This is a genomic window from Alcaligenes parafaecalis (assembly GCF_026344135.1).
GTDB classification, from domain to species: domain Bacteria; phylum Pseudomonadota; class Gammaproteobacteria; order Burkholderiales; family Burkholderiaceae_B; genus Alcaligenes; species Alcaligenes parafaecalis.
This window is the reverse complement of the sequence record NZ_JAPKNA010000001.1, coordinates 875,567-897,839: the sequence shown is the minus strand read 5'-3', so window position 1 is coordinate 897,839 and position 22,273 is coordinate 875,567. Positions and strand designations below refer to the sequence as shown.

The following is a 22,273-nucleotide window of genomic DNA, read 5'->3' as shown; positions in this document are numbered from 1 at the left end:
CTCAGCGTCGAGCAAGACCGGACTACTACCACATATATGGAGACACTATATGTCCTCAACCCAAGACAATAGTTCGGCTCAGGTCAGTCAAGACCAAGCCCTAGAAACAAAAGAGTGGCTTGACGCCCTGGAAGCGGTGGTGGACCGTGAAGGCCCGGCCCGCGCACATGATCTGATCGAAAAACTGATCGATCTGGCCCGTCGTTCCGGTGCTCACATCCCGTTCTCGCCCAATACGGCTTACGAGAACACGATTCCCCCCGGTCTGGAACCTGCCCACCCCGGCAATCTGGTACTGGAAGAGCGTATCCGTTCCTATATTCGCTGGAACGCCATGGCCATGGTCGTGCGCGCCAACCGCGAAACCCCTCCTGATGGCGGCGGTCTGGGCGGTCACATTGCTTCGTTTGCCTCGCTGGCCACCATGATTGGCTGCGGTCAAAACCACTTCTGGCATGCCGAGACCGAAGATCGCGGCGGCGATATGGTGTTTTTCCAGGGCCACTCCTCGCCCGGTATTTACGCCCGTGCCTTCATGGAAGGCCGTATTTCTGAAGACCAGTTGAACAACTTCCGTCAGGAAGTGGATGGCAAAGGTTTGCCTTCCTACCCGCATCCCAAGTTGATGCCCGAATTCTGGCAGTTCCCCACCGTCTCCATGGGCCTGGGCCCATTGATGGCGATCTACCAAGCCCGTTTCCTGAAGTACCTGCATGCTCGTGGCATTGCTGATACCAGCGGCCGTAAAGTCTGGGTGTTCCTGGGCGACGGCGAGATGGACGAACCCGAATCCCTGGGCGCCATCGGTCTGGCCGCACGTGAAAAGCTGGATAACCTGATTTTCATCGTGAACTGTAACTTGCAGCGTTTGGACGGTCCGGTGCGTGGTAACGGCAAGATCATCCAGGAACTGGAAGGCACCTTCCGTGGTGCTGGCTGGAACGTGCTGAAGCTGATCTGGGGCGGTTACTGGGATCCATTGTTGGCTCGCGACAAGGAAGGCATCCTGCGCAAGGTCATGGAAGAAACCGTGGACGGCGAGTACCAGGCCTACAAGGCCAACGACGGTGCTTACGTACGTGAACACTTCTTTGGCAAACACCCCAAGCTGCTGGAAATGGTCAGCCGCATGAGCGACGAAGACATCTGGCGCCTGAACCGTGGTGGTCATGATCCGCACAAGGTCTTTGCGGCGTTTGACGCCGCAACCAAACACGAAGGTCAGCCTACCGTTATTCTGGCCAAGACCATCAAGGGCTACGGCATGGGCCACGTGGGCCAAGCCAAGAACCCATCGCACCAACAAAAGAGCCTGGATCTGGACGCCGTGCGCGAATTCCGCGACCGTTTCAATATCCCGGTTCCTGACGACAAACTGGAAGAGCTGCCGTACTTCAAGCCTGCCGATGACTCGCCAGAAATGCAGTACCTGCATGCCCGTCGCCAAGCCCTGGGCGGTTACCTGCCCAAGCGTCGCAACAAGGCCGACGAACAGTTGACCGTGCCCACGCTGGACGCGTTCAAACCCATGCTGGAAGCCACTGCCGAAGGCCGTGAAATTTCCACGACTCAAGCTTTTGTGCGCTTCTTCAACACCTTGCTGCGCGACAAGCAAGTCGGTCCTCGTGCTGTACCTATCCTGGCTGACGAATCCCGTACCTTTGGTATGGAAGGTCTGTTCCGTCAGATCGGTATTTACGCACCAGAAGGCCAGAAGTACACCCCGGTCGATAAAGACCAGGTCATGTACTACCGCGAAACGGCCAACGGTCAGTTGTTGCAGGAAGGTATTAACGAACAGGGTGCATTCAGCTCCTGGATTGCGGCTGCCACGTCGTACTCCAATAGCAACCGCATCATGATCCCGTTCTTCATTTACTACTCCATGTTCGGCTTCCAGCGCTTTGGCGACCTGGCCTGGGCAGCGGGTGACATGAAGGCACGTGGTTTCGTGCTGGGCGGCACTGCTGGTCGTACCACCCTGAACGGTGAAGGTTTGCAGCACGAAGATGGCCACAGCCATATTCAGTCCTCGCTGATTCCTAACTGCGTGTCCTACGACCCCACCTTCTCGCACGAAGTGGCTGTCATCATGCAGCACGGTCTGAAGCGCATGGTTCAGGATCAGGAAGACGTGTACTACTACGTCACCCTGATGAACGAGAACTACGCTCAGCCCGGTCTGGTCGAAGGCGACGAAGACGGCATCCTGCGTGGTATGTACAAGTTCAAGTCCGTGGCCAAAGACAGCAAGCTGCGTGTTCAATTGATGGGTTCGGGCACGATCCTGCGCGAAGTGATCGCTGCACAAGATCTGCTGGAAAAAGACTGGGGCATTGGCTCCGACGTTTGGAGCGTCACCAGCTTTACCGAACTGCGTCGTGACGGTCTGGATTGCGAGCGTGCTGCGCTGTTGAATCCGGAAGGCAAGGATCTGCCAGTACCGTACGTGACGACCCAACTGCAAAACACCGACGGTCCTATCGTGGTCTCCACCGACTACATCAAGGCCTTTGGTGACCAGATTCGTCCTTTCGTGCCCAAGAGCCGCACACTGAAAGTGCTGGGTACCGATGGCTTTGGTCGTTCCGACTACCGCTTCAAGCTGCGTGAGCACTTTGAGGTTGATCGTCACTTTGTGGTGTTGGCTGCTCTGCGCGCGCTGGCTGAAGAAGGCAAGATTCCATTTAGCAAAGCGTCCGAAGCGATTGCCAAGTACGGCATCAATCCTTCCAAGGCCAACCCGCAGCACGCATAAGGGACTGAACCATGAGCAATATCATTCAAGTCAAAATCCCGGATATCGGTGCTGACGACGCTGTCGAAGTGATCGAAATCCTGGTCAAGGAAGGCGAGACCATTGAGGTCGAGCAAAGCCTGATTACGGTGGAGTCCGACAAGGCCTCCATGGAAATCCCATCGTCCGACGCTGGCGTGGTCAAGTCCATCAAGGTCAAGCTGGGTGACAAGGTCAAGGAAGGCAGCCTGGTTCTGGAACTGGAAGCCGCCGAAGGCGCGCAGGCCGCGCCTGCCGCTGAGCCTGCCAAGGCCGAAGCTGCTCCTGCTCCCAAGGCTGAAGAAGCGGCACCTGCCGCGGCTCCCGCCGCCGCAGCGGCTGCTCCTGCCGGTGCCGAGCAGCAAGTGATGGTTCAAGTCCCTGATATCGGCGACGCCCGCGATGTGGACGTTATCGAAATCATGGTGCAAGTGGGTGACACCATTGAAGTGGACCAAAGCCTGATCACCGTGGAATCGGACAAGGCTTCCATGGAAGTGCCGTCCTCTCACGCCGGTGTGGTTACGGCCATCAAAGTGAAGCTTGGCGACAAGGTCAGCCAGGGCAGCGACATTCTGGAAGTGACGGTACAAGGTGCCGCTGCGGCACCTGCGCCGGCCAAGCAAGCGGAAGCAGCTCCTGCTCCCGCCGCCGCTCCGGCTGCTGCGCCTGCCGCCAGTTCCTCGGTGGTGGTCAGCGCCGGTGCACCCGCACCAGAGCGCGTTTCGCCTACGGCAGCCTTTGCCGAAGCGGAAGGCTCCGTGCGCAATCTGCCTCATGCATCGCCTAGCGTGCGCAAATTTGCTCGCGAACTGGGTGTGGATCTGGCCAAGGTTCACGGTACGGGCAGCAAAGGCCGCATTACCGCTGATGACGTGCGTGGCTTTGTGAAGCAGGTTGTTGCTGGTGGCGCTGCCCCAGTCACGGCTGCGGGCACGGCTGCTCAAGTGGGCGGTCTGGATGTATTGGCCTGGCCTAAAGTCGACTTCACCAAATTTGGTCCGGTCGAGACTCAGGCTCTGTCGCGCATCAAGAAAATTTCGGGTGCCAACCTGCATCGCAACTGGGTCATGATTCCTCATGTCACCAATAACGATGTGGCTGACATCACCTCTTTGGAAGCCCTGCGTAAAGAGCTGAACGAGGAATACAAGAAGTCCGGCGCTCGCGTCACCATGCTGGCTTTTGTCATCAAGGCGGCGGTTGCTGCCCTGAAGAAATTCCCCGAGTTCAACGCTTCGCTGGACGGCGACAATCTGGTGCTCAAGCAGTACTACCACATCGGTTTTGCGGCTGATACGCCTAACGGTCTGGTCGTTCCAGTGATCCGTGATGCTGACAAGAAAGGCATTCTGGATATCGCCCGTGAAACCGGCGAACTGGCGGCTGCGGCCCGTGATGGCAAGCTGAGCGCTGCGCAAATGCAAGGCGGTTGCTTCACCATTTCCTCGCTGGGCGGTATTGGCGGTACGGACTTCACACCCATTATCAATGCGCCAGAAGTGGCCATTCTGGGTCTGTCGCGTTCCTCCATGCAGCCTGTCTGGAATGGCAAGGAATTCGAGCCACGCCTGATGCTGCCTCTGTCCCTGTCCTACGACCACCGTGTTATCGACGGTGCCTCGGCTGCTCGCTTCAATGCCTTCCTGGCAACGATGCTGGCTGACTTCCGCCGCATTGCACTGTAAGGAGTTGTCATGAGTCTGATTGATCTGACGGTCCCGGATATCGGTGACTCCGGCGAAGTCGATGTCATCGAAGTGCTGGTGCAGGTCGGCGATACGGTCGAAGTCGAGCAAAGCCTGATCACCGTGGAGTCCGACAAGGCCTCCATGGAAATCCCCGCCGCTCAGGCAGGGGTGATCACGGAATTGCTGGTCAAAGTGGGTGACAAAGTCTCCCAGGGTTCGGCCATTGCCAAGATCGAAGTGGTGGAGGGCCAAGCGGCTCCCGCTGCGGCACCTGCCAAACAAGAAGCGCCTAAAGCAGCCGCTCCGGCCGCTGCTGCTCCAGCCGCGGCACCTGCTCCGCAGGCCGCCAGCCATCAAGGCGGCTCGGATGATTCCGTGGATGTGGTCGTGCTGGGCGCTGGCCCTGGCGGTTACAACGCGGCCTTCCGTGCGGCTGACCTGGGCCTGAAAGTGGCTCTGGTCGAGCGCTACAGCACCTTGGGTGGCGTGTGTCTGAACGTGGGTTGTATTCCTTCCAAGGCCTTGCTGCACACCGTGGCGGTCTACGAGGAAGCCAAGTCCCTGGCAACGCATGGCATCAAGTTCGGCGAAGCGCAAATCGATATTGATGCGCTGCGTGATTACAAGAATAAGGTGATCGGCAAGTTGACTGGTGGTCTGGCCGGTATGGCCAAAGGCCGCAAGGTGCAGGTTGTCGTCGGTAACGGCGAATTCCTGGACCCGAACCACATCGAAGTGACCGCCAATGACGGCACCAAGAAAGTGATCAAGTTCGGCTCGGCCATTATTGCGGCCGGTAGCCAGTCGGTAAAACTGCCATTCCTGCCCAATGATCCTCGTGTTGTGGATTCGACTGGCGCGCTGGAATTGAAGTCTGTGCCCAAGCGCATGCTGATCGTGGGTGGCGGCATCATCGGTCTGGAAATGGGTACGGTGTACTCGGCTCTGGGCGCACGCCTGGACGTGGTGGAAATGCAAACTGGCCTGATGCCGGGCGCAGACCGCGACGTGGTCAAGGTGTGGGAGAAGATGAACAAGCACCGCTTCGACCACATGATGCTGGAAACCAGCACCGTGGCGGCTGAAGCCCGCGAAGACGGTATCTGGGTGACCTTTGAGGGCAAGAACGCTCCGGCCGAGCCTCAGTGCTACGACCTGGTTCTGCAAGCCGTGGGCCGTTCGCCCAATGGCAAGAAGATCGGTGCCGAGAAAGCCGGTGTGCAGGTGACCGATCGTGGTTTCATCCCGGTGGACAAGCAGCAGCGTACCAACGTGCCGCACATCTACGCGATTGGCGACATCGTGGGTCAGCCCATGCTGGCACATAAGGCCGAGCACGAAGCGCACGTGGCAGCCGAAGTCATCGCCGGTGAAAAATCCTTCTTTGACGCTCGCGTGATTCCTTCGGTGGCCTACACCGATCCGGAAATCGCCTGGGTAGGTCTGACAGAAGATCAGGCCAAGAAAGACGGTATCAAGGTCGAGAAGGGCGTGTTCCCCTGGGCTGCATCCGGTCGTGCGATTGCCAACAACCGCGATGAAGGCTTCACCAAGGTTCTGTTCGATGCTGAAACCCACCGTATCGTGGGTGGCGGTATCGTCGGCACCAACGCAGGTGAGCTGATTGGTGAGCTGGTTCTGGCGATTGAGATGGGCGTAGACCCCGTCGATTTGGCCAAATCCATCCACCCGCACCCGACCTTGTGCGAGTCGGTCAGCAAAGCGGCTGCCGTCGCTGAAGGTACGTGCACGGATTTGCCGCCAACACGTCGCAAGTAATACCAGTACCAGCCTGATAGTTAAGGCGTATTGGACCACGGCAGGTGCTATCATCAGCGCCTGCCATTTTTATTTTGTAATTGGTGTTGTCCATGACTAATCCTGTTCTGAAAGCCGACTCCTCGCTGAGTGACTGGCTGTCCTATCTGGAAACTTTGCATCCCTCGGCCATTGATCTGGGCCTGGGCCGGATTCGCGAGGTTGCCCAACGTCTGAACATCAAACTGGATTCCGTCGTCATTACGGTGGGTGGCACCAATGGTAAAGGCTCGACCTGCGCCATGCTGGAAGCCATTTTGCTGGCAGCAGCCTACAAGGTAGGCGTGTATGCCTCGCCGCATCTGGTGCGCTACAACGAGCGCATTCGCTTGAATGGCGAGATGGCCGAGGATGCGCAGATCACGGCGCAATTTGCGCGTATCAACGAAGCGCGTGGCGATCTGACGCTGACTTATTTTGAGTTCTCCACGCTGGCCGCCTTGTTGCTGTTCCAGGAGCAGCGTGTTGACGTCGCTGTGCTGGAAGTCGGCCTGGGTGGTCGTTTGGACGCCGTCAATATTATTGATGCGGATTGTTCTGTCATCACCAGCATTGATATTGACCACGCCGAATACCTGGGTAATACCCGAGAGCAGGTTGCCTGGGAAAAAGCTCATATTTTCCGCGCGGACCGTCCCGCCATTTGCGCTGATCCCGTGCCGCCACAGACCATGCTGGATTACGCCGAGCAAGTCGGTGCGAAGTTGTGGCTGTTTGGTAAAGATTTCAATTACTCCGGGGATCGTCAGCAGTGGGCTTATGGTGGCCGTACTCAGCGACGTGCAGCCCTGGCTTATCCGGCCTTGCGTGGCGCAAACCAATTGCTTAATGCGTCTGCCGCACTGGCAGCGCTAGAGTCCTTGCATCCCCGTTTGGCTGTCCCTGCGCAAGCGGTACGCGCTGGTTTGCTGCGTGCGCAGATGCCAGGGCGTTTTCAGATTCAGCCCGGCCTGCCTTGTGTCATTTTTGATGTGGCACATAATCCGCATGCAGCGGCGGCCTTGGCGCAGAACCTGGACAATATGCCTCCTTACCCCAAGACGATTGCTGTGGTCGGCATGTACAAGGACAAGGATGTGGACGGCGTGATTGCTCGCATGGCGACCCGTATCGACCATTGGATGTGTGCCAGTCTGGAAGGGCCACGAAGCTTGTCGGGCGAGGATCTGGCCCATCATGTACGCACGGTGCTGGCCAGTGGCGAGGCGCCTGATGATGTACTGGCACCGGAAGCAGAGTCCAGCGCACATCGACCGGGTGTTCGCCCCGTTGCACGCGCTTCGGTCAGTAAAGCGTCAGCGGTCGTATCCAGTTACAACAGTCCTCAGCTCGCTTACGAGGCGGCACTAAAAGAGGCCAGTGACAATGATAGAATTGTCGTGTTTGGCTCGTTTGCGACGGTAGGGCCGATTCTTGAAGCCGCAAACGTCCGTTCATCTTCCTGAATATCGGTAAGACTGCTCATTTCATAGGTCTGGGGCTCATGGGTTTATTTTCACGTAACGATACTTCTTCATCGTCGGGTCGCCGTTCGGGTGCTTCCAGCGATTCCCAACTATCGGAACTGCGTGGACGGGCTCGACGCCGTCTGATCGGCGCGCTGGCCCTGGTTCTTGCGGTGGTGGTGCTGGTCCCCATGCTGACGGCCGACAAAACGCCACCCGAGCCGGAGCAATCCCTGGCGCTGGGGCCTATAGGCCAGACCACGGGGCAGGGTACGGTACAAACCCGTCCTGGCGAGCTGGTGGTGCAGGAAAACACCCCAACACCGGTGATCGAGCAGCCAGACGAACCTTTGGTGGCCGATCCTTCTACTGCGACTGACGGTAGTTTGGCTGTGGTGAACCCCGGTCTGGAAACAGACCCTGTGCATGTAAGCACGCCGACAACGCCCGTAGCGCCGCCGCCTGTGACCACACGTCCAGAGACGCCTAAGCCTGTAGAAAAACCCAAGCCTGTCGAAAAGCCCAAGCCTACGACACCTCCTGCACCGGCAAATCGTACCGACGATGGCTCCTATGCCCTGGCCTTGCTGGAAGGTCGTGTACCGAACAAACCTGCCCCTGCGGTGGCCGCCAAACCGGCTGCGCAACAAGGCAACTTCATTTTGCAGATTGTCGCCTATTCCAACCAGAACGACGCCCAGTCGCGTCGCGATCAATTGGTATCGGCTGGTGTGACCAATGCCTATGTAGAGACGGCACAAAGTGGTGGCAAGCCAACCTATCGCTTGCGAGTGGGGCCATTCCCGACTCGTGAAGCGGCCCAGGCAGCTCAGGCCCGCTTGCGCTCACTCGGTTACGAGAACAGTTTTATCTCGGCTAAGTGAGCAGCTTCGACTATATCGTCCTTGGAATTGTGGGCGTATCAGGCCTCCTGGGTCTGATACGCGGATTGATCAAGGAAGTTCTTTCGCTCAGCGCCTATTTGCTGGCTTTCATGGCCGCAATCTGGTGGGGGCCACGCACATCAGGCTGGATACAAGTCTGGATAGAAAACGGCTTATTACGTACGGCTTTGGCCTACGGAGCCGTTTTTTTTATGGTCTTGTTACTGGTGGGCTTATTGAATATGCTGCTGGCGAGTCTGATAGAGCAAACGGGTTTGACGCCTGCCGATCACGGTTTGGGCGGCTTGTTTGGTCTGGCTCGGGGTGTGCTGCTGGTGTTGATACTGGTTATCCTGGCCGGGCATACCGATTTACCTAAAGAACCGTGGTGGGAGCAGGCCAAGCTGGCCGAGCCTGCGATCCGCGCGGTGCAGTCGATTAAGGCCATGCTGCCGCCGTCTCTGGCAGAATGGCTGCCTTATTGAGAACACACTAACGGGAACCAATCATGTGTGGAGTTGTAGGGGTTGTTGCGCGCAGCCCTGTAAATCAGTTGATCTATGACAGTTTGCTCTTGCTGCAGCACCGCGGGCAGGACGCAGCGGGCCTGGCGACCTGGCACGACCAGTTCTTCAGCATGCACAAGGCATTTGGCTTGGTGCGGGACGTCTTCCGTACCCGCAACATGCGCTCCTTGCCGGGCAATAGCGGAATTGGCCACGTGCGTTACCCCACCGCGGGTTCCAGCCAAAGCGTGGAGGAGGCGCAGCCGTTTTACGTTAACGCCCCCTTTGGCATCAGCTTTGTGCACAACGGCAATCTGACCAATTGGCGCGAGTTGCGTGAAGAACTGTTCACCATCGATCGTCGTCACATCAACACCAACTCGGACTCCGAGGTTCTGCTGAACGTGTACGCACACGAGTTGCAGCGTGCGGCCACCGGCCCCGAGCTGTCTCAGGACGAAGTGTTTGAAGCCGTGGCCGCCGTACACCGTCGCGCTCGTGGCGCCTATGCCGTGGTTTCGCAAATTGCGAACTTTGGTCTGGTGGCTTTCCGGGATCCGAACGGGATTCGTCCGCTGTGTCTGGGCCGCAATGTAACGCCCAAGGGTGAAGAATGGATGGTCGCGTCCGAGTCCGTCGCCTTGACCGGTTGTGGTTTTGAACTGGTCCGTGATGTGGAGCCCGGTGAGGCCATTATTGTGGATCTGGACGGCAACTTGACCAGCCGTCAGTGCGCTGAAAACCCGCGCCTGAACCCCTGTGTCTTTGAATACGTGTATTTTGCTCGCCCAGACTCTACAGTTGACGGTGTGTCGGTCTACGATGCCCGTTTGCTGATGGGGGTCTACCTGGCTGAAAATGTCGCCAAGAATCTGCGTCTGGCTGATATTGATGTGGTTATGCCCATTCCGGACTCGGCCCGTCCTTCGGCCATGCAGTTGGCTGCGCATCTGAACCTGGACTATCGCGAAGGCTTCATCAAGAACCGCTATGTGGGTCGCACTTTCATCATGCCGGGTCAGGAAGTCCGCAAGAAATCCGTGCGCCAGAAGCTGAGCGCCATTCCCATGGAATTCCGTGGCAAGAATGTGTTGCTGGTGGATGACTCCATCGTACGTGGCACGACCAGCCGCCAGATCGTGGACATGGCTCGTGCCGCTGGTGCGAACAAGGTCTTCTTTGCTTCGGCAGCGCCACCTGTGCGTTTCCCGAACGTGTACGGCATTGATATGCCTACCGTGTCCGAGCTGATCGCCACGGGACGCGATGTGGATCAGGTTGCCAAGGAAATTGGTGTAGATGGCCTGGTTTATCAGGAATTGCACGATCTGGAACAGTCCTTGCGCGATCTGAACCCACGTTTTGCCGGTTTCGAGTCTTCCTGCTTTAGCGGCGAATACGTGACGGGTGATGTGGATGAGGCTTATCTGAATCTGTTGGCAGAAGGTCGCAAGGATGGCCGTGAAGTGCCTGATGTGACGGATTAACAAGCTGCTGGTCAGGTTTGACAAAAAACCCGCTTTTATAGCGGGTTTTTTATTGCTCTTTTTTCTTCATTGGTCTTGGTGATTTTATTTATTTTTCTATTTATTGATATTTTAATAATAAGCCTGCTTTATAAAATTAATCTATTTTCTGTATCTTATTGATAATTATATATTCTTCCTGATTGTTATGTGTTTTTAATAAATTAACTTATATTTTTTCTTTGTTTCTTTCGATAACTCATGAGTGTCACGGCTCATACTATCTGGATTCAAAGATGAAAAACTTAAGCGGCGATAATAACTTAGGCTCTTCATTGGCTATCTCTGGCTCGGCCATGACAAAGCAGCTTACTAGCCCTGGCCAGACGGACTTTCCTGTCTTGTATCATTTTCTTGAACAGGCTTTAAGCCAACAGCAGGTTATGGGTGCGGTAGTGCTGGTGGCGCATCGTGGACAATTGCTCGTGAATTTTGCAGGTGGCTGGGCTGATAAGGAGCAGGCTCAGCCCATGCGGGAAGATACGGTATTCCGATTAGGGTCATTGAGCAAATCGGTCAGTTCCTGGTTGGCTTTGTGTTTGATAGAGCAGGGGCTGATTTCTTTAAAAGACAGAATTACGCGTTATCTACCTCATTTTGGTCCACGTTTTGGAGCTGAATGTCCGCCTATTTCGATTCATCAATTGCTGACCCACACCTCCGGTCTTAGCTATCGTTTTATTGATGGCGAAGAGAGCTTGTATGCGCAGGCGCAGATTAGTGATGGGCTTGGTCGGCCGGACTTGAGCTGGCAAGAGAATTTCCGCCGCATTTGCTCCGTACCGCTCCGTTTTTCGCCGGGGACAGGCTGGCGCTATTCCTTGGGGATTGATGTGGTGGGGCAAGCGTTGCAGCTTGCCTCGGGAAAGAGCTTGTCAGAGCTTCTGGAAGAGACGATTACTGGTCCCTTGGGCTTGGAGCATTGCTCCTTCTACGTGCGCGATTCTTTTCAGATAGCGACCCACTACCATAATTATGTGGAGGGTTTGACTCGGGTGAACCAGGCGCTTGATCTGGGTATAGGGGTGTTGCAGTTTGACGAGCAGAGTATGTCGCAGGCTTCAGCTCCGGTTTATGCGGGAGCCTCCATGCTGGGCTCGGGCCCGGATCTGATGCGCATATTGCTGGCCCTGCGAGGTGGCCGTCTGCTTTCCAAGTCCGGCTATCAGGCGTTGTTAACGGACCATGTGCCGCACTCACCCAAATGCATGTGGCGAAACTGGGGCTATACCTATGGCGCGGCTATTTCCCGGCAAGAGCCTGACGAGGACATGCCCATGTCAGCAGGCAGCTTGCAATGGGTCGGGGCGTTCGGACAGAAGTGGATGTTTGATCCCTATCAGGATGTGATTATTGTCAGCATGACCAATACCGCGCCTGAGGGCCTGTTTGGTGCGTTCCCGGATCAAGTCAGAGATGCTGTCTACACTGATCTGGGTTTGATGCCAGCGTGAGGCGCTCATCGAATTTGGATATAAAAAATACCCCAACAAATTGAAGCGCTGTCCACTTGTTGGGGTGTCGTTCAATCAGGTAGAGCTGTTAGCGGGCGACTGAAATGCTCAAGCGCTACGATGCTTGAACAGCGTCACCAGCATACCCAAGCCCAGAATCACAAACAGAGCCAGGCTCCAGTACGCGTACTCAATCCCCAGCAGCGGCTGGCGTGCATCCATGCAGGAAGCGTAAATGCCGAATAGCCAAGGCAGGCCGCTTTCCAGGCCAGATTGGGTGATGAAGCGATCTGCAAAGGTTTGGTCGCAGCTAAACAAGTGCTGTGCGACGGAGACCTGATACCAGGCGGCTAAAATGCCGCCCACGGCTGTCGCCAGGCCCAGCAGGCTGGCCAGGGTGGAGCTGCGTTGATGGCCCAGTTGGCGCAGTACGCCAGCGATCAGGCTGAACAGGCCCAGAACGATGAAAATAAAGCGTTGCAAGACGCACCAGGCGCAAGGCGGGATGCTGAAGACGTGCTGGGAAAGCAGGGCAATGCCTACGCCCGAAAAGGCGAGCAGGGCGATCAGGTAATAGGGTGCAGCGGACTGGCGAAGTGTTGCGGCCATGGTATCAAGAAGAACTCAAAGAATGAAAGGTAGAGGCTTCGTGTAGCAAACCCAGGAAAAGTTCATGGAAACCGGCCCAGGTAATCTGCACGCCCAAACACAAAAGAATGAAGGCGGACAAGCGCATCACGACAGCCGTGCCATTTTTACCCAGTTTGTACAGGAATTGCGATGCAAAACGTAAGGCCAGAAACACAATAAAACTGGCGGCGGCAATAGCAGGCAGGGCTCCAGCCAGTTTGCTCATGGTGCCGGTGACCGAGTTGTCGTGCAAAGTTGCACCTACCGTCAGCGCGGCGGACAGGGAGCCGGGGCCACAAAGCATGGGGAAGGTCAGGGGGTAGAAGGCTTTGGAGCGAATCTGTTCCCAGGAATAGGACTCGGCCATGTTCTGGGCATGGGCGGCATCAAAGTCCGAGGCGTTGATCAGGCGCCAGGCGGTGCCGATCACAAGTAGACCCCCGCCGATACGAATGATGGGCAGGGAGATGCCAAAGAAATTCAGCACGATATTTCCCGCCACCATCGCAATGGCCAGCATGATGAAAATATTGATGGCTACTTTCTTGGCCAGGCGGGCACGGTCAGGCACGCTGGCGCCTTCCGTGAGGGTCAGAAAGATGGGGGCTGCCGCAGGTGGATTAAGCATGGGCAGTAAGGTCGCCAAAGCAAACAGAAAGCTGCGGCTGACATCAGCGAATACGGAGGAGATTTCCATTAAGACGGGGAGGCTTGTTGAGAGAGGGCTAGGCGTACATCGCGCTCCAGGCGCAATTGATTCCGGTTTTGTTCCAGCGCGGCACCATTGAGGATGAACACGTCTTCCACGCGATCGCCCAAGGTCATGACTTTGGCCGAGCGCAGTCGCACATCGTGGTGCTCGAATACCTGGGCGAGACTGTACAGCAAACCGCGTCGGTCTGTGGCACTAAGCGTCAAAATCCAGTCCTGGCCCTTGTCGTCCGGGCGTAAGTCCACGGTGGGCTGGATAGGAAAGACACGGGCGCGACGCGAACGAATATCGCGATAGTGATAGTTGATGTGCTCGCTAGGGAGCACATCCTGTTGCAGTGCCTGACACAGCTCGGTTTCGATCAGCAAGGGGTCACGCCGCAGTGCGTGATCGTAAGCGGGCAGCATGACGATAAAGCTGTCCAGTGCCCAGCCATGACGGGTGGTGTAGATGCGGGCATCCTGAATGCTGACAGCCTGGCTGTCAAAATAGCGACAGATACGTAAAAACAGGCCGCTAGCGTCTTTGGTATAGACCAGCACCTGCAAGGCGTCGGTCTGCCCGGCAGGACGGATGCGCACAATCGGTGTCAGGCTGTGGGACTGGTGATAGAGCTGAATTGTGTGCCAGGCAATTTCGCTGGCATCGTGACGCAGAAAGTAGGGTTTATCCAGCCACTGCCAGAAATCTTCGCGGGCGTCGTCCAGCAGTCCGGCCAGGCGTATTTCGCCTGCGGCGTCGTGCTTGCGCTGATCCAGTACAGACACGCCGTCCTTGGCCTGGCGGCCCAGTGCGGCAAGTGTCAGGTTGTACAGGTCTTCCAGCAGCTTGCCTTTCCAGGAGTTCCAGACAGTTGGGCTGGTGGCGCGAATGTCGGCCACAGTCAGCAGGTACAAAGCCGTCAGGCGGCGTTCCGTGCCTACCGTTTGCAGGAACTGAAAGATGACATGCGGGTCGCTCAGGTCGCGCTTTTGGGCTACTTGCGACATGCTCAGGTGCTCGCGAACCAGAAAGACCACCAGTTCGGCATCGACAGGCATCAGTCCGTGGTCCTGGCAAAACGCCAGTGCGTCCTGGGCGCCCAGTTCGGAGTGATTGCCGCCGCGTCCTTTGGCAATGTCATGAAAGAGGGCGGCGATGTACAGCAGCCAGTGACGATCAAAACCACTCATTAACTGATTGGCCATGGACAGCTCTTCGCTGTGCTCGGCCATGGTGAAGCGACGCAGGTTGCGTATGACTTTCAGCGTGTGCTCGTCCACGGTGTAGGCATGGAACAGGTCGTGTTGCATCTGGCCGACCACACGCCGGAAAACGGGCAGGTAGCGGGGAAGCAGATTCAGCAGGTTCATCAGGCGCAGCGTGTGCACAATGCCTTTGTTCTGCTGAAGAATGTCCAGAAACAAACGTCGATTGCGGGGCTCGGCCCGGAACTTGGCGTCAATCAGGCGGCGGGCATGCCAAAGGGCGCGCAAGGTATCAGCCTTCAGGCCGCGTAGATTAGGCTGTTGCTGTAAATGCAGCATCGCCACAAATATCAAGGAAGGGTCCTGCTCAAAGCCATCGGGCTGACGCAACTCCAGTTGGCCGTGATGAATCTGAAAGTGAGGGTCCAGAATCTGGGGCGCCTGATCGGTTTGCGGAAACAGGTGCTCTTCAATGCTGCGCATCAGGATCAGATTCAACTGACTGACGATTTTGGCCGCCCAGTAGTAACGCTGCATCAGCAGTTCGCTGGCGCGGCGGGTAGCAGTGGGTTGAAAGCCGTAGATTTCTGCCAGACGAGGTTGCAGATCAAACAGTAGCCGGTCTTCGGCGCGCCCGGTCAGCAGATGAAGCTCGATACGCAGGCGCTTGAAGGCTTCTTCTACCCGTTGCAGGGCTTTCAGTTCAGATTGGGTCAACAGTTCAGATTGGGCAACATCCACCCAGCTACGCCCCAGGCCCGCAGCTCGCGCCATCCAGAGCAGGACTTGCAGGTCCCGCAAGGCGCCGGGCGACTCTTTGCAATTGGGCTCCAGGGAATAGGGCGTGTCTTGCAAGTGCGCATGGCGCTGTTGCTGTTCGGCCTGCTTGGCCAAAAAGAAAGCCTGCGGGTCCATCTGGCTTTGCAGTTGCTGTTGTGCATGGCGCAGTAACAGGCGCGAGCCCGCTAGCCAGCGGCTTTCCAGCAAGGCGGTTTCGGTAGTGATGTCCTGGTTGGCTTGTTCCAGGCACTGTGCGGGCGTGGCCACATTGTGGCTGGGGGCCAGGCCTATGTCCCAGAGTGCGGCGACCAGGGCCTGAATGCGGTCAATGTCCTGCGCGTTGGGTTCACGCTGCAAGAGGATCAGCAGGTCTACATCCGAGTGCGGGTAGAGCTCGCCACGACCGTAGCCACCCAGCGCCGCCAGGCTGGCCTGGCGAGGCAAAGGGTAGCGATCCAGCAGCTCACGCAGGCCTTGATCGCAAATCTGGCACAGGCTTTTCAGCAGGCGGTCACAATGCAGGTCCTGCCGGAAGCGCTCGTAGGCCCGAGCCCGGCGGCAAGCAATTCTGTCGCGAAGCTGGGCCAGGAAAGACATGGTTTACGCCTTGATGATGGCCGGAGGGGCAGGCATGCCGGGCGAGACGGTCAGCACTTCGTAGCCGGTATCGGTCACCAGCACGGCGTGCTCCCATTGGGCCGACAAGCTGTGGTCGCGGGTGACAACAGTCCATTGGTCGGCCAGGGTGCGCAGTTCACGACGGCCCGCGTTGATCATGGGCTCAATGGTGAAGATCATGCCGGGTTCCAGTTTCACACCAGTGCCGGGCTTGCCGTAGTGCAGCACTTGCGGGTCCTGGTGGAATTTCTGGCCCACACCGTGTCCGCAATATTCGCGTACCACGGAAAAGCCTTGTTTTTCAGCGTGTTGCTGAATGGCGTGGCCCACATCACCCAGCGTGGCGCCGGGTTTGACTTGGTCAATACCCAACCACATGCATTCGTAAGTGGTTTCAGTCAGGCGGCGGCCCAGGATGCTGGGTTCACCTACGTAGTACATGCGGCTGGTATCACCAAACCAGCCGTCCTGAATAATGGTGACGTCCATATTCAGAATGTCGCCATTTTTCAACACTTTATCGCCGGGAATGCCGTGACAGATAACGTGGTTGACGGAGGTGCAAATAGAACCTGGAAAGGGCGGATAGCCAGGGGGCGCGTAACCCACGGTGGCCGATTTGACCCCTAATTCATTGATGCGCTCCAGGCACAGGCGGTCTAATTCGCCTGTGGTGACGCCCGCTTTGACGAAGGGAGTCAGGTAGTCAAGGATGGAGGCTGCCGTCTGGCAAGCGGCGCGCATTTTATCGAGATCAGTGGGGTCTGTGACGAGAATACTCATAGCAACTTGAACAGGTCTATTGAAAAATAGTAGAATTATAGGCTTTTGTGAATTTTGCAGTGCCGCACAGACCACTTTAGTCTGTTGAGTGCCGCGCAGTATCTGGGTTTCCTTGGCTTGGCAGGCCTGTTTTCAGATGATCTGAATAACTTGGATCGTATGTACAACAAGCTGTATAACAAGCTGGCATCAGCGAACGAATCTCAGGGTACGTGGCGGACAGGCAGCAACAAGCCGCTAAATTCACAACACATGATGGCCAGCGGGATCGCAGGAACAGTAATTAGCCTTGGCTAAAGCGACGACAGCAGCAAGAGGGTCAGACAAGACAGCCAGGCTGACTTGCACATTCATCGCTGCGGATCGGTTCCTGTTCAACACGTGCTGGCCAATCCAATCCTCTAGGATACACCTGCGAACAGTGCGCTGTATGCAGGGGGTGGCCAGAAAAGTTACAGGCTTGGGCCCGACGGGCAGATTTTTCATCTGCCAGGTGGCGCGAGTCCGTTGTAGTGCAGGCGTCACTCATGTTGGGCGACGTTTTTAATGTAGTTAAGTTGTAAATCGCGTGACTGTCCGTCTCGGGGTGTCTGGAATGCAGCACAGGCTGCGGCCCTTACCGGATACCGGGCAGTTACAAGACCAAACCCTTGGAGAACTTTATGTCTTTAATGCGTGAAATGCTGGAAGCTGGTGTGCACTTTGGCCACCAAACCCGTTACTGGAATCCCAAGATGGCTCCGTTCATCTTCGGTCAGCGTAACAACATCCACATCATCAACCTGGAAAAAACGGTTGTTCAGTACGAAGAAGCAACCAAATTCGTGCGTCAACTGGCTGCTCGTGGCGGCAACGTGCTGTTCGTAGGCACCAAGCGTGCTGCTCGCGAACTGGTCGCTGCTGAGGCCGAGCGTTGCGGTATGCCTTACGTTGACAGCCGCTGGTTGGGTGGCATGATGACCAACTTCAAAACGGTCAAGACCTCCATCAAGCGCCTGAAAGAAATGGAAGGTCAGATGGCTGAAGGCCGTCTGGAAACCATGAGCAAGAAAGAAGCCTTGATGTTCGAGCGCGAACTGGAAAAGCTGAACAAGGCCATCGGCGGCATCAAAGACATGAACAACCTGCCTGACGCATTGTTCGTGATCGACGTCGGCTACCACAAGATTGCTGTGGCTGAAGCTCGCACACTGGGTATCCCAGTTGTGGCCGTGGTTGATACCAACCACTCGCCAGAAGGTCTGGATTTCGTGATTCCTGGTAACGATGACTCGGCCAAGGCTATCGCTCTGTACGCACGTGGCATGGCTGACGCCGTGTTGGCTGGCCGCGAACAGAACCTGAACGGTCTGGTTGAAGAGATCGCTGCTGACGAAGAATTCGTCGAAGTTCAGGCTGACGCCCAGGAGTAACAGGTTCACCGCTGTCTGCCCGACACCATAAGTTGTCATGGCAGACAGCTACAGTGACCTTTCGTATCGCCCCGGCTTGCCGGGGCATGTTCTACAGAATTGGAGAAAACCGTGGCTCAAATCACCGCATCGATGGTTAAAGAATTGCGCGAGAAAACCGACGCGCCCATGATGGAATGCAAAAAAGCACTGACCGAAGCCGACGGCGATATGGCACGTGCTGAAGAAATCTTGCGCGTGAAGCTGGGCAGCAAGGCTAGCAAGGCAGCTACCCGCGTTACCGCTGAAGGCCTGGTTTCTGTTTACATCGCTGACGACGCCAAGACCGGCTCCGTAGTTGAAGTTAACTGCGAAACCGACTTTGTTGCCAAGAACGATGATTTCATCGGCTTTATCAACGACGTCGCTCAACTGGTCGCCAAGAACAACCCAGCAGACCTGGCCGCTTTGGCTGAACTGCCACTGGCCGACAGCAATGTCGAGACCGTGCGTGCTGCTCTGGTTGGCAAGATTGGTGAAAACATCTCGATCCGTCGCTTCCAGCGTTACGAAACAGCCGGCCAACTGGCCAGCTACGTTCACGGTGGCAAGATCGGCGTATTGGTTGACTTCGCCGGTGGTGACGAAGAAGTGGGTAAAGATCTGGCCATGCACATCGCTGCAACTCGTCCTAAGGCACTGGACGGTTCGGGCGTTGACGTTGCTGAAATCGAAGCCGAGCGCTCCGTGGCTGCTCAGAAGGCCGCTGAATCGGGCAAGCCTGCTGATATCGTCACCAAAATGGTTGATGGCGCTGTTGCCAAGTTCCTGAAAGAAGTGACTCTGCTGAGCCAGCCTTTCGTCAAGAACGACAAGCAAAGCGTGCAGCAAATGCTGACCGAGAAAAAAGCATCGATCGCTGGCTTTACCCTGTACGTTGTGGGTGAAGGCATTGAAAAGCGTGTTGAAGATTTCGCCGCTGAGGTAGCTGCTGCTGCCGGCCAAGCCTAATCTAGCTTGTTTTTTCAGGGCAGGCACCGTAGTGGCGGTGCCTGCCCTGCTGCTTTACACTCTCTTCTGTCTTCGTCACTTGGAATCCCAACCATGACTACCCCTCATTACAAACGTGTTCTGTTGAAGCTCTCCGGCGAAGCGCTGATGGGCGAGGACTCGTTCGGTATTAATCGCAGCACAATCATTCGTATGACGGAGGAGATCGCCCAAGTTGCCCAGTTGGGGGTACAGTTGGCTATCGTGATTGGCGGGGGCAATATCTTTCGCGGCATCGCACCCGGTGCCCAGGGCATGGATCGTGCTACGGCCGACTACATGGGCATGATGGCTACCGTCATGAATGCTCTGGCCTTGCAAGATGCCTTGAAGCACCGTGGCCTGGATGCCCGCGTGCAATCTGCTCTGAATATTGAACAGGTGGTAGAGCCTTACATTCGACCCAAGGCTTTGCGTTACCTGGAAGAAAACAAAGTTGTTATTTTTGCGGCTGGTACGGGTAACCCGTTTTTCACCACCGATACGGCAGCAGCCCTGCGCGGTGCCGAGATTGGGGCGGAAATCGTACTGAAAGCGACCAAAGTCGATGGCATTTACAGTGCCGATCCCAATAAAGATCCAGGCGCGACCCGCTATGCCCGCATCAGCTTTGACGAGGCCATCGTGCGTCGTCTGGAAGTGATGGATGCCACGGCATTTGCCTTGTGTCGCGATCAGAAATTGCCTATCAAAGTGTTCTCCATCAACAAGCCCGGCGCCTTGACGCGCGCGGTCTCTGGTGAGGACGAGGGCACCCTGGTTCACGTTTAAAGTTATAGGAATTTAGTCCATGAGTCTTTCCGAGATTAAAGCATCGACCGACAGCCGGATGGGTAAGTCCCTCGAGTCTCTCAAGGCAGGCCTGGCCAAAATTCGCACTGGCCGTGCTACTGCAGGCTTGCTGGATCACATCCAGGTTGAGTATTACGGCTCCATGGTGCCTGTTAGCCAGGTGGGTAACATCACGGTGGTGGATGCTCGTACCCTGAACGTTCAGGTGTGGGAAAAGCATATGGCTGGCCCCATTGAAAAAGCCATTCGCGACAACGAGCTGGGTCTGAACCCCATCTCCATGGGCGAGAGCATTCGTGTGCCTATGCCCGCGCTGACTGAAGAGCGCCGCCGCGATCTGGCTAAAGTCGTACGCGGTGAAGGCGAAGATGCCAAAGTGGCCATTCGCAACCTGCGTCGTGATGCCAATGACACGCTCAAAAAGCAAGTCAAGGACAAGGAAATCTCTGAGGACGACGAGCGTCGTGCCCAGGAAGAAGTCCAGAAGCTGACCGACAAGTACGTGGCTGAGGTCGATAAGCTGATCGCCCTGAAAGAAGCCGAGATCATGACGGTCTAACGGCTTTTGCACAGGTGGCTAGGTGATTTCTTTCAGTTCTACCCAAACTATTCCGGAACACGGTCAGGTTCCTGGCCACCTGGCGATTGTCATGGACGGCAATGGACGATGGGCAACCCGTCGTCTTTTGCCACGCACGGCAGGGCACTTGCGTGGTGTGCAAACTGTGCGACGCATTGTCGAGGCCTGTGGCGAGCTCGGCGTGCGTTATCTGACTCTCTTTGCATTTAGCTCCGAGAACTGGCGACGTCCTCCCGAAGAGGTGTCCCTCTTGATGGGACTGTTCGTCAAGATGCTGCAAAAAGAAGTGGCAACGCTTAAAAAAAGCGGCGTCCGACTTCATATTATTGGCGAGCTGTCTGCCTTTAGCGAAGAATTGCGTGGGCTGATTGCCGATGCAGAAGAACAAACCCGCGATAACGACACCTTGCATTTGACGATTGCGGCCAATTACGGCGGTCGTTGGGATATTTTGCAGGCGACTCATAAGGCGCTGGCAGCCCATCCCCATTTGGTTGATCATCCCGAGCAGTTGGATGAGGCCATGTTCAGTCCCTATCTAGCGATGTCGTACGCTCCTGAGCCGGATTTATTCATCCGTACGGGCGGCGAGCGCCGCATTTCCAATTTTCTGATCTGGCAGATGGCCTACACCGAACTGTACTTTACAGACGCGTACTGGCCGGATTTTGACCGGGCGCAGCTTGAGCAGGCCTTCGAGTGGTATCGTGGGCGCGAGCGGCGCTTTGGGCGCACCAGTGCCCAGGTGCAGGGTACCCCCGCGCCTTGACGGAGCCTTATCTATGTTGAAACAACGAGTCATCACCGCCGTGATCATGCTGATCATCCTGGGCGCGGCCATGCTTGCCCCGGTGCGCTGGCCTTTGTTGGCTATTTTTGTCCTGATGAGTACCCTGGCTTGCTGGGAGTGGGAACGCCTGAGTCTGTCTCAGGAGCAGCAGCGGTGGGCCTGGCCCTTGGCCTTGCTGAATGGCGCGCTGATGCTGTGGCTGAGCGTGTACTGGTATGAAACGGGTCCGCAAGGGCAAGCGGCTGATCTGGTCTATCGCGCCCTGGTGCCGCTGATGGCAGCCTTGTGGATCGTTGGGGCGACTGGCCTGGTTCTCCAGGGACAGGCAACACAGCGTGCGCAAGGCGTCTTGCTAAGCGTGATGGGGGTCTTGGCTCCCCTGGTCGCATGGGCCAGTCTGTATCTGTTTTTGCACGAGCAGGGCATTGTTTATGTACTGTCCCTGCTGGTCCTGATTTGGGTAGCGGATATCGCCGCTTATTTTGCCGGTCGAGCCTTTGGTAAAGCCAAGCTCGCTCCTCGTGTCAGTCCTGGTAAAACCTGGGCCGGAGCGGTGGGTGGTATGGTGGCGGCTGCCATATGGATGTTGGCTAGCGCCAACTGGTCCGGCAGCTTTGCGGCCGATATTGTGCAGCGTTGGGGATGGGTGGCAACGGCTGCCTTGGGTGTGGCTCTGGCAGCCTTGTCCATTGTGGGTGACTTGTTCGAGTCCCTGCTCAAGCGCCGCGCTGCTGTTAAAGATTCCAGCCAATTATTGCCCGGACATGGTGGGGTGTACGACCGTATCGACGCCTTGTTGCCGGTCGCTCCCGTAGCCTTGCTATTAAGCGGGGCGTGGCTCTTTTAATCCTGCGTGGGTT

The 22,273-nt window shown here is 56.6% G+C and carries 18 protein-coding genes; 14 read left to right on the top strand and 4 right to left on the bottom strand.

Annotation, left to right across the window (positions count from 1 at the left end; all coding sequences use genetic code 11):
* Positions 1–49 precede the first annotated feature (49 nt).
* From aceE to OSH09_RS04125, 8 genes are all read left to right on the top strand, one after another.
* On the top strand, positions 50–2,758 hold the full coding sequence (gene aceE / locus OSH09_RS04160; protein WP_266120253.1) for a pyruvate dehydrogenase (acetyl-transferring), homodimeric type: 2,709 nt from the start codon (positions 50–52) through the stop codon (positions 2,756–2,758).
* Positions 2,759–2,769: 11 nt separating this feature from the next.
* Positions 2,770–4,464, top strand: a complete 1,695-nt coding sequence (gene aceF, locus OSH09_RS04155) for a dihydrolipoyllysine-residue acetyltransferase (protein WP_266120252.1) — start codon at positions 2,770–2,772, stop codon at positions 4,462–4,464.
* A gap of 9 nt (positions 4,465–4,473) precedes the next feature.
* Entirely contained in the window at positions 4,474–6,246 is a 1,773-nt protein-coding gene (lpdA, locus tag OSH09_RS04150; protein WP_266120251.1) for a dihydrolipoyl dehydrogenase, read from the top strand.
* Positions 6,247–6,338: 92 nt separating this feature from the next.
* On the top strand, positions 6,339–7,730 hold the full coding sequence (gene folC / locus OSH09_RS04145) for a bifunctional tetrahydrofolate synthase/dihydrofolate synthase (RefSeq protein WP_266120250.1): 1,392 nt from the start codon (positions 6,339–6,341) through the stop codon (positions 7,728–7,730).
* Positions 7,731–7,768: 38 nt separating this feature from the next.
* Complete coding sequence (locus OSH09_RS04140; RefSeq protein ID WP_266120249.1) at positions 7,769–8,614, top strand: SPOR domain-containing protein; 846 nt, start codon at positions 7,769–7,771, stop codon at positions 8,612–8,614.
* Positions 8,611–9,099 (top strand): CvpA family protein, encoded by a 489-nt coding sequence (locus tag OSH09_RS04135; RefSeq protein ID WP_094196828.1) that lies wholly within the window; start codon positions 8,611–8,613, stop codon positions 9,097–9,099. Before OSH09_RS04140 ends, OSH09_RS04135 begins: the two co-directional genes overlap by 4 nt.
* Positions 9,100–9,122: 23 nt before the next feature.
* Positions 9,123–10,607 carry an amidophosphoribosyltransferase gene (gene purF, locus OSH09_RS04130; RefSeq protein ID WP_207874896.1) on the top strand — a complete coding sequence of 495 codons (1,485 nt, stop codon included), beginning with the start codon at positions 9,123–9,125 and terminating at the stop codon, positions 10,605–10,607.
* 335 nt (positions 10,608–10,942) lie between these two features.
* The gene (locus tag OSH09_RS04125; protein ID WP_266120248.1) at positions 10,943–12,100 is read left to right on the top strand and encodes a serine hydrolase domain-containing protein; all 1,158 of its coding nucleotides are present in this window, start codon (positions 10,943–10,945) and stop codon (positions 12,098–12,100) included.
* Between the two features lie 108 nt (positions 12,101–12,208).
* Here the strand turns inward: OSH09_RS04125 and OSH09_RS04120 are convergent, their stop codons facing one another.
* Genes OSH09_RS04120 through map form a run of 4 tightly spaced genes read right to left on the bottom strand, consistent with a single transcriptional unit; the run spans position 12,209 to position 16,810 of the window.
* Complete coding sequence (locus OSH09_RS04120) at positions 12,209–12,709, bottom strand: disulfide bond formation protein B (protein WP_266120247.1); 501 nt, start codon at positions 12,707–12,709, stop codon at positions 12,209–12,211.
* A 4-nt stretch (positions 12,710–12,713) separates the two neighbouring features.
* Positions 12,714–13,427 carry a MarC family protein gene (locus OSH09_RS04115; protein WP_009457020.1) on the bottom strand — a complete coding sequence of 238 codons (714 nt, stop codon included), beginning with the start codon at positions 13,425–13,427 and terminating at the stop codon, positions 12,714–12,716.
* Complete coding sequence (locus OSH09_RS04110; protein WP_207874893.1) at positions 13,427–16,006, bottom strand: [protein-PII] uridylyltransferase; 2,580 nt, start codon at positions 16,004–16,006, stop codon at positions 13,427–13,429. Before OSH09_RS04110 ends, OSH09_RS04115 begins: the two co-directional genes overlap by 1 nt.
* Positions 16,007–16,009: 3 nt before the next feature.
* Positions 16,010–16,810 (bottom strand): type I methionyl aminopeptidase, encoded by an 801-nt coding sequence (gene map / locus OSH09_RS04105; RefSeq protein ID WP_207874892.1) that lies wholly within the window; start codon positions 16,808–16,810, stop codon positions 16,010–16,012.
* Positions 16,811–17,472: 662 nt separating this feature from the next.
* On the opposite strand from map, the gene rpsB reads away from it, so the two are divergent.
* The 6 genes from rpsB to OSH09_RS04075 all read left to right on the top strand — a co-directional run bounded on the left by rpsB (position 17,473) and on the right by OSH09_RS04075 (position 22,260).
* Positions 17,473–18,222, top strand: a complete 750-nt coding sequence (gene rpsB / locus OSH09_RS04100; RefSeq protein WP_207874891.1) for a 30S ribosomal protein S2 — start codon at positions 17,473–17,475, stop codon at positions 18,220–18,222.
* Positions 18,223–18,333: 111 nt separating this feature from the next.
* Complete coding sequence (gene tsf, locus OSH09_RS04095) at positions 18,334–19,212, top strand: translation elongation factor Ts (RefSeq protein ID WP_266120246.1); 879 nt, start codon at positions 18,334–18,336, stop codon at positions 19,210–19,212.
* A 93-nt stretch (positions 19,213–19,305) separates the two neighbouring features.
* Positions 19,306–20,022: a UMP kinase gene (gene pyrH, locus OSH09_RS04090; protein WP_207874889.1), complete on the top strand. Its 717-nt coding sequence runs from the start codon at positions 19,306–19,308 to the stop codon at positions 20,020–20,022.
* A 19-nt stretch (positions 20,023–20,041) separates the two neighbouring features.
* Entirely contained in the window at positions 20,042–20,602 is a 561-nt protein-coding gene (gene frr / locus OSH09_RS04085) for a ribosome recycling factor (protein ID WP_207874888.1), read from the top strand.
* A 25-nt stretch (positions 20,603–20,627) separates the two neighbouring features.
* Complete coding sequence (gene uppS, locus OSH09_RS04080; protein ID WP_207875733.1) at positions 20,628–21,392, top strand: polyprenyl diphosphate synthase; 765 nt, start codon at positions 20,628–20,630, stop codon at positions 21,390–21,392.
* A gap of 13 nt (positions 21,393–21,405) precedes the next feature.
* The gene (locus OSH09_RS04075) at positions 21,406–22,260 is read left to right on the top strand and encodes a phosphatidate cytidylyltransferase (protein ID WP_266120245.1); all 855 of its coding nucleotides are present in this window, start codon (positions 21,406–21,408) and stop codon (positions 22,258–22,260) included.
* The last annotated feature ends 13 nt before the right edge of the window (positions 22,261–22,273 follow it).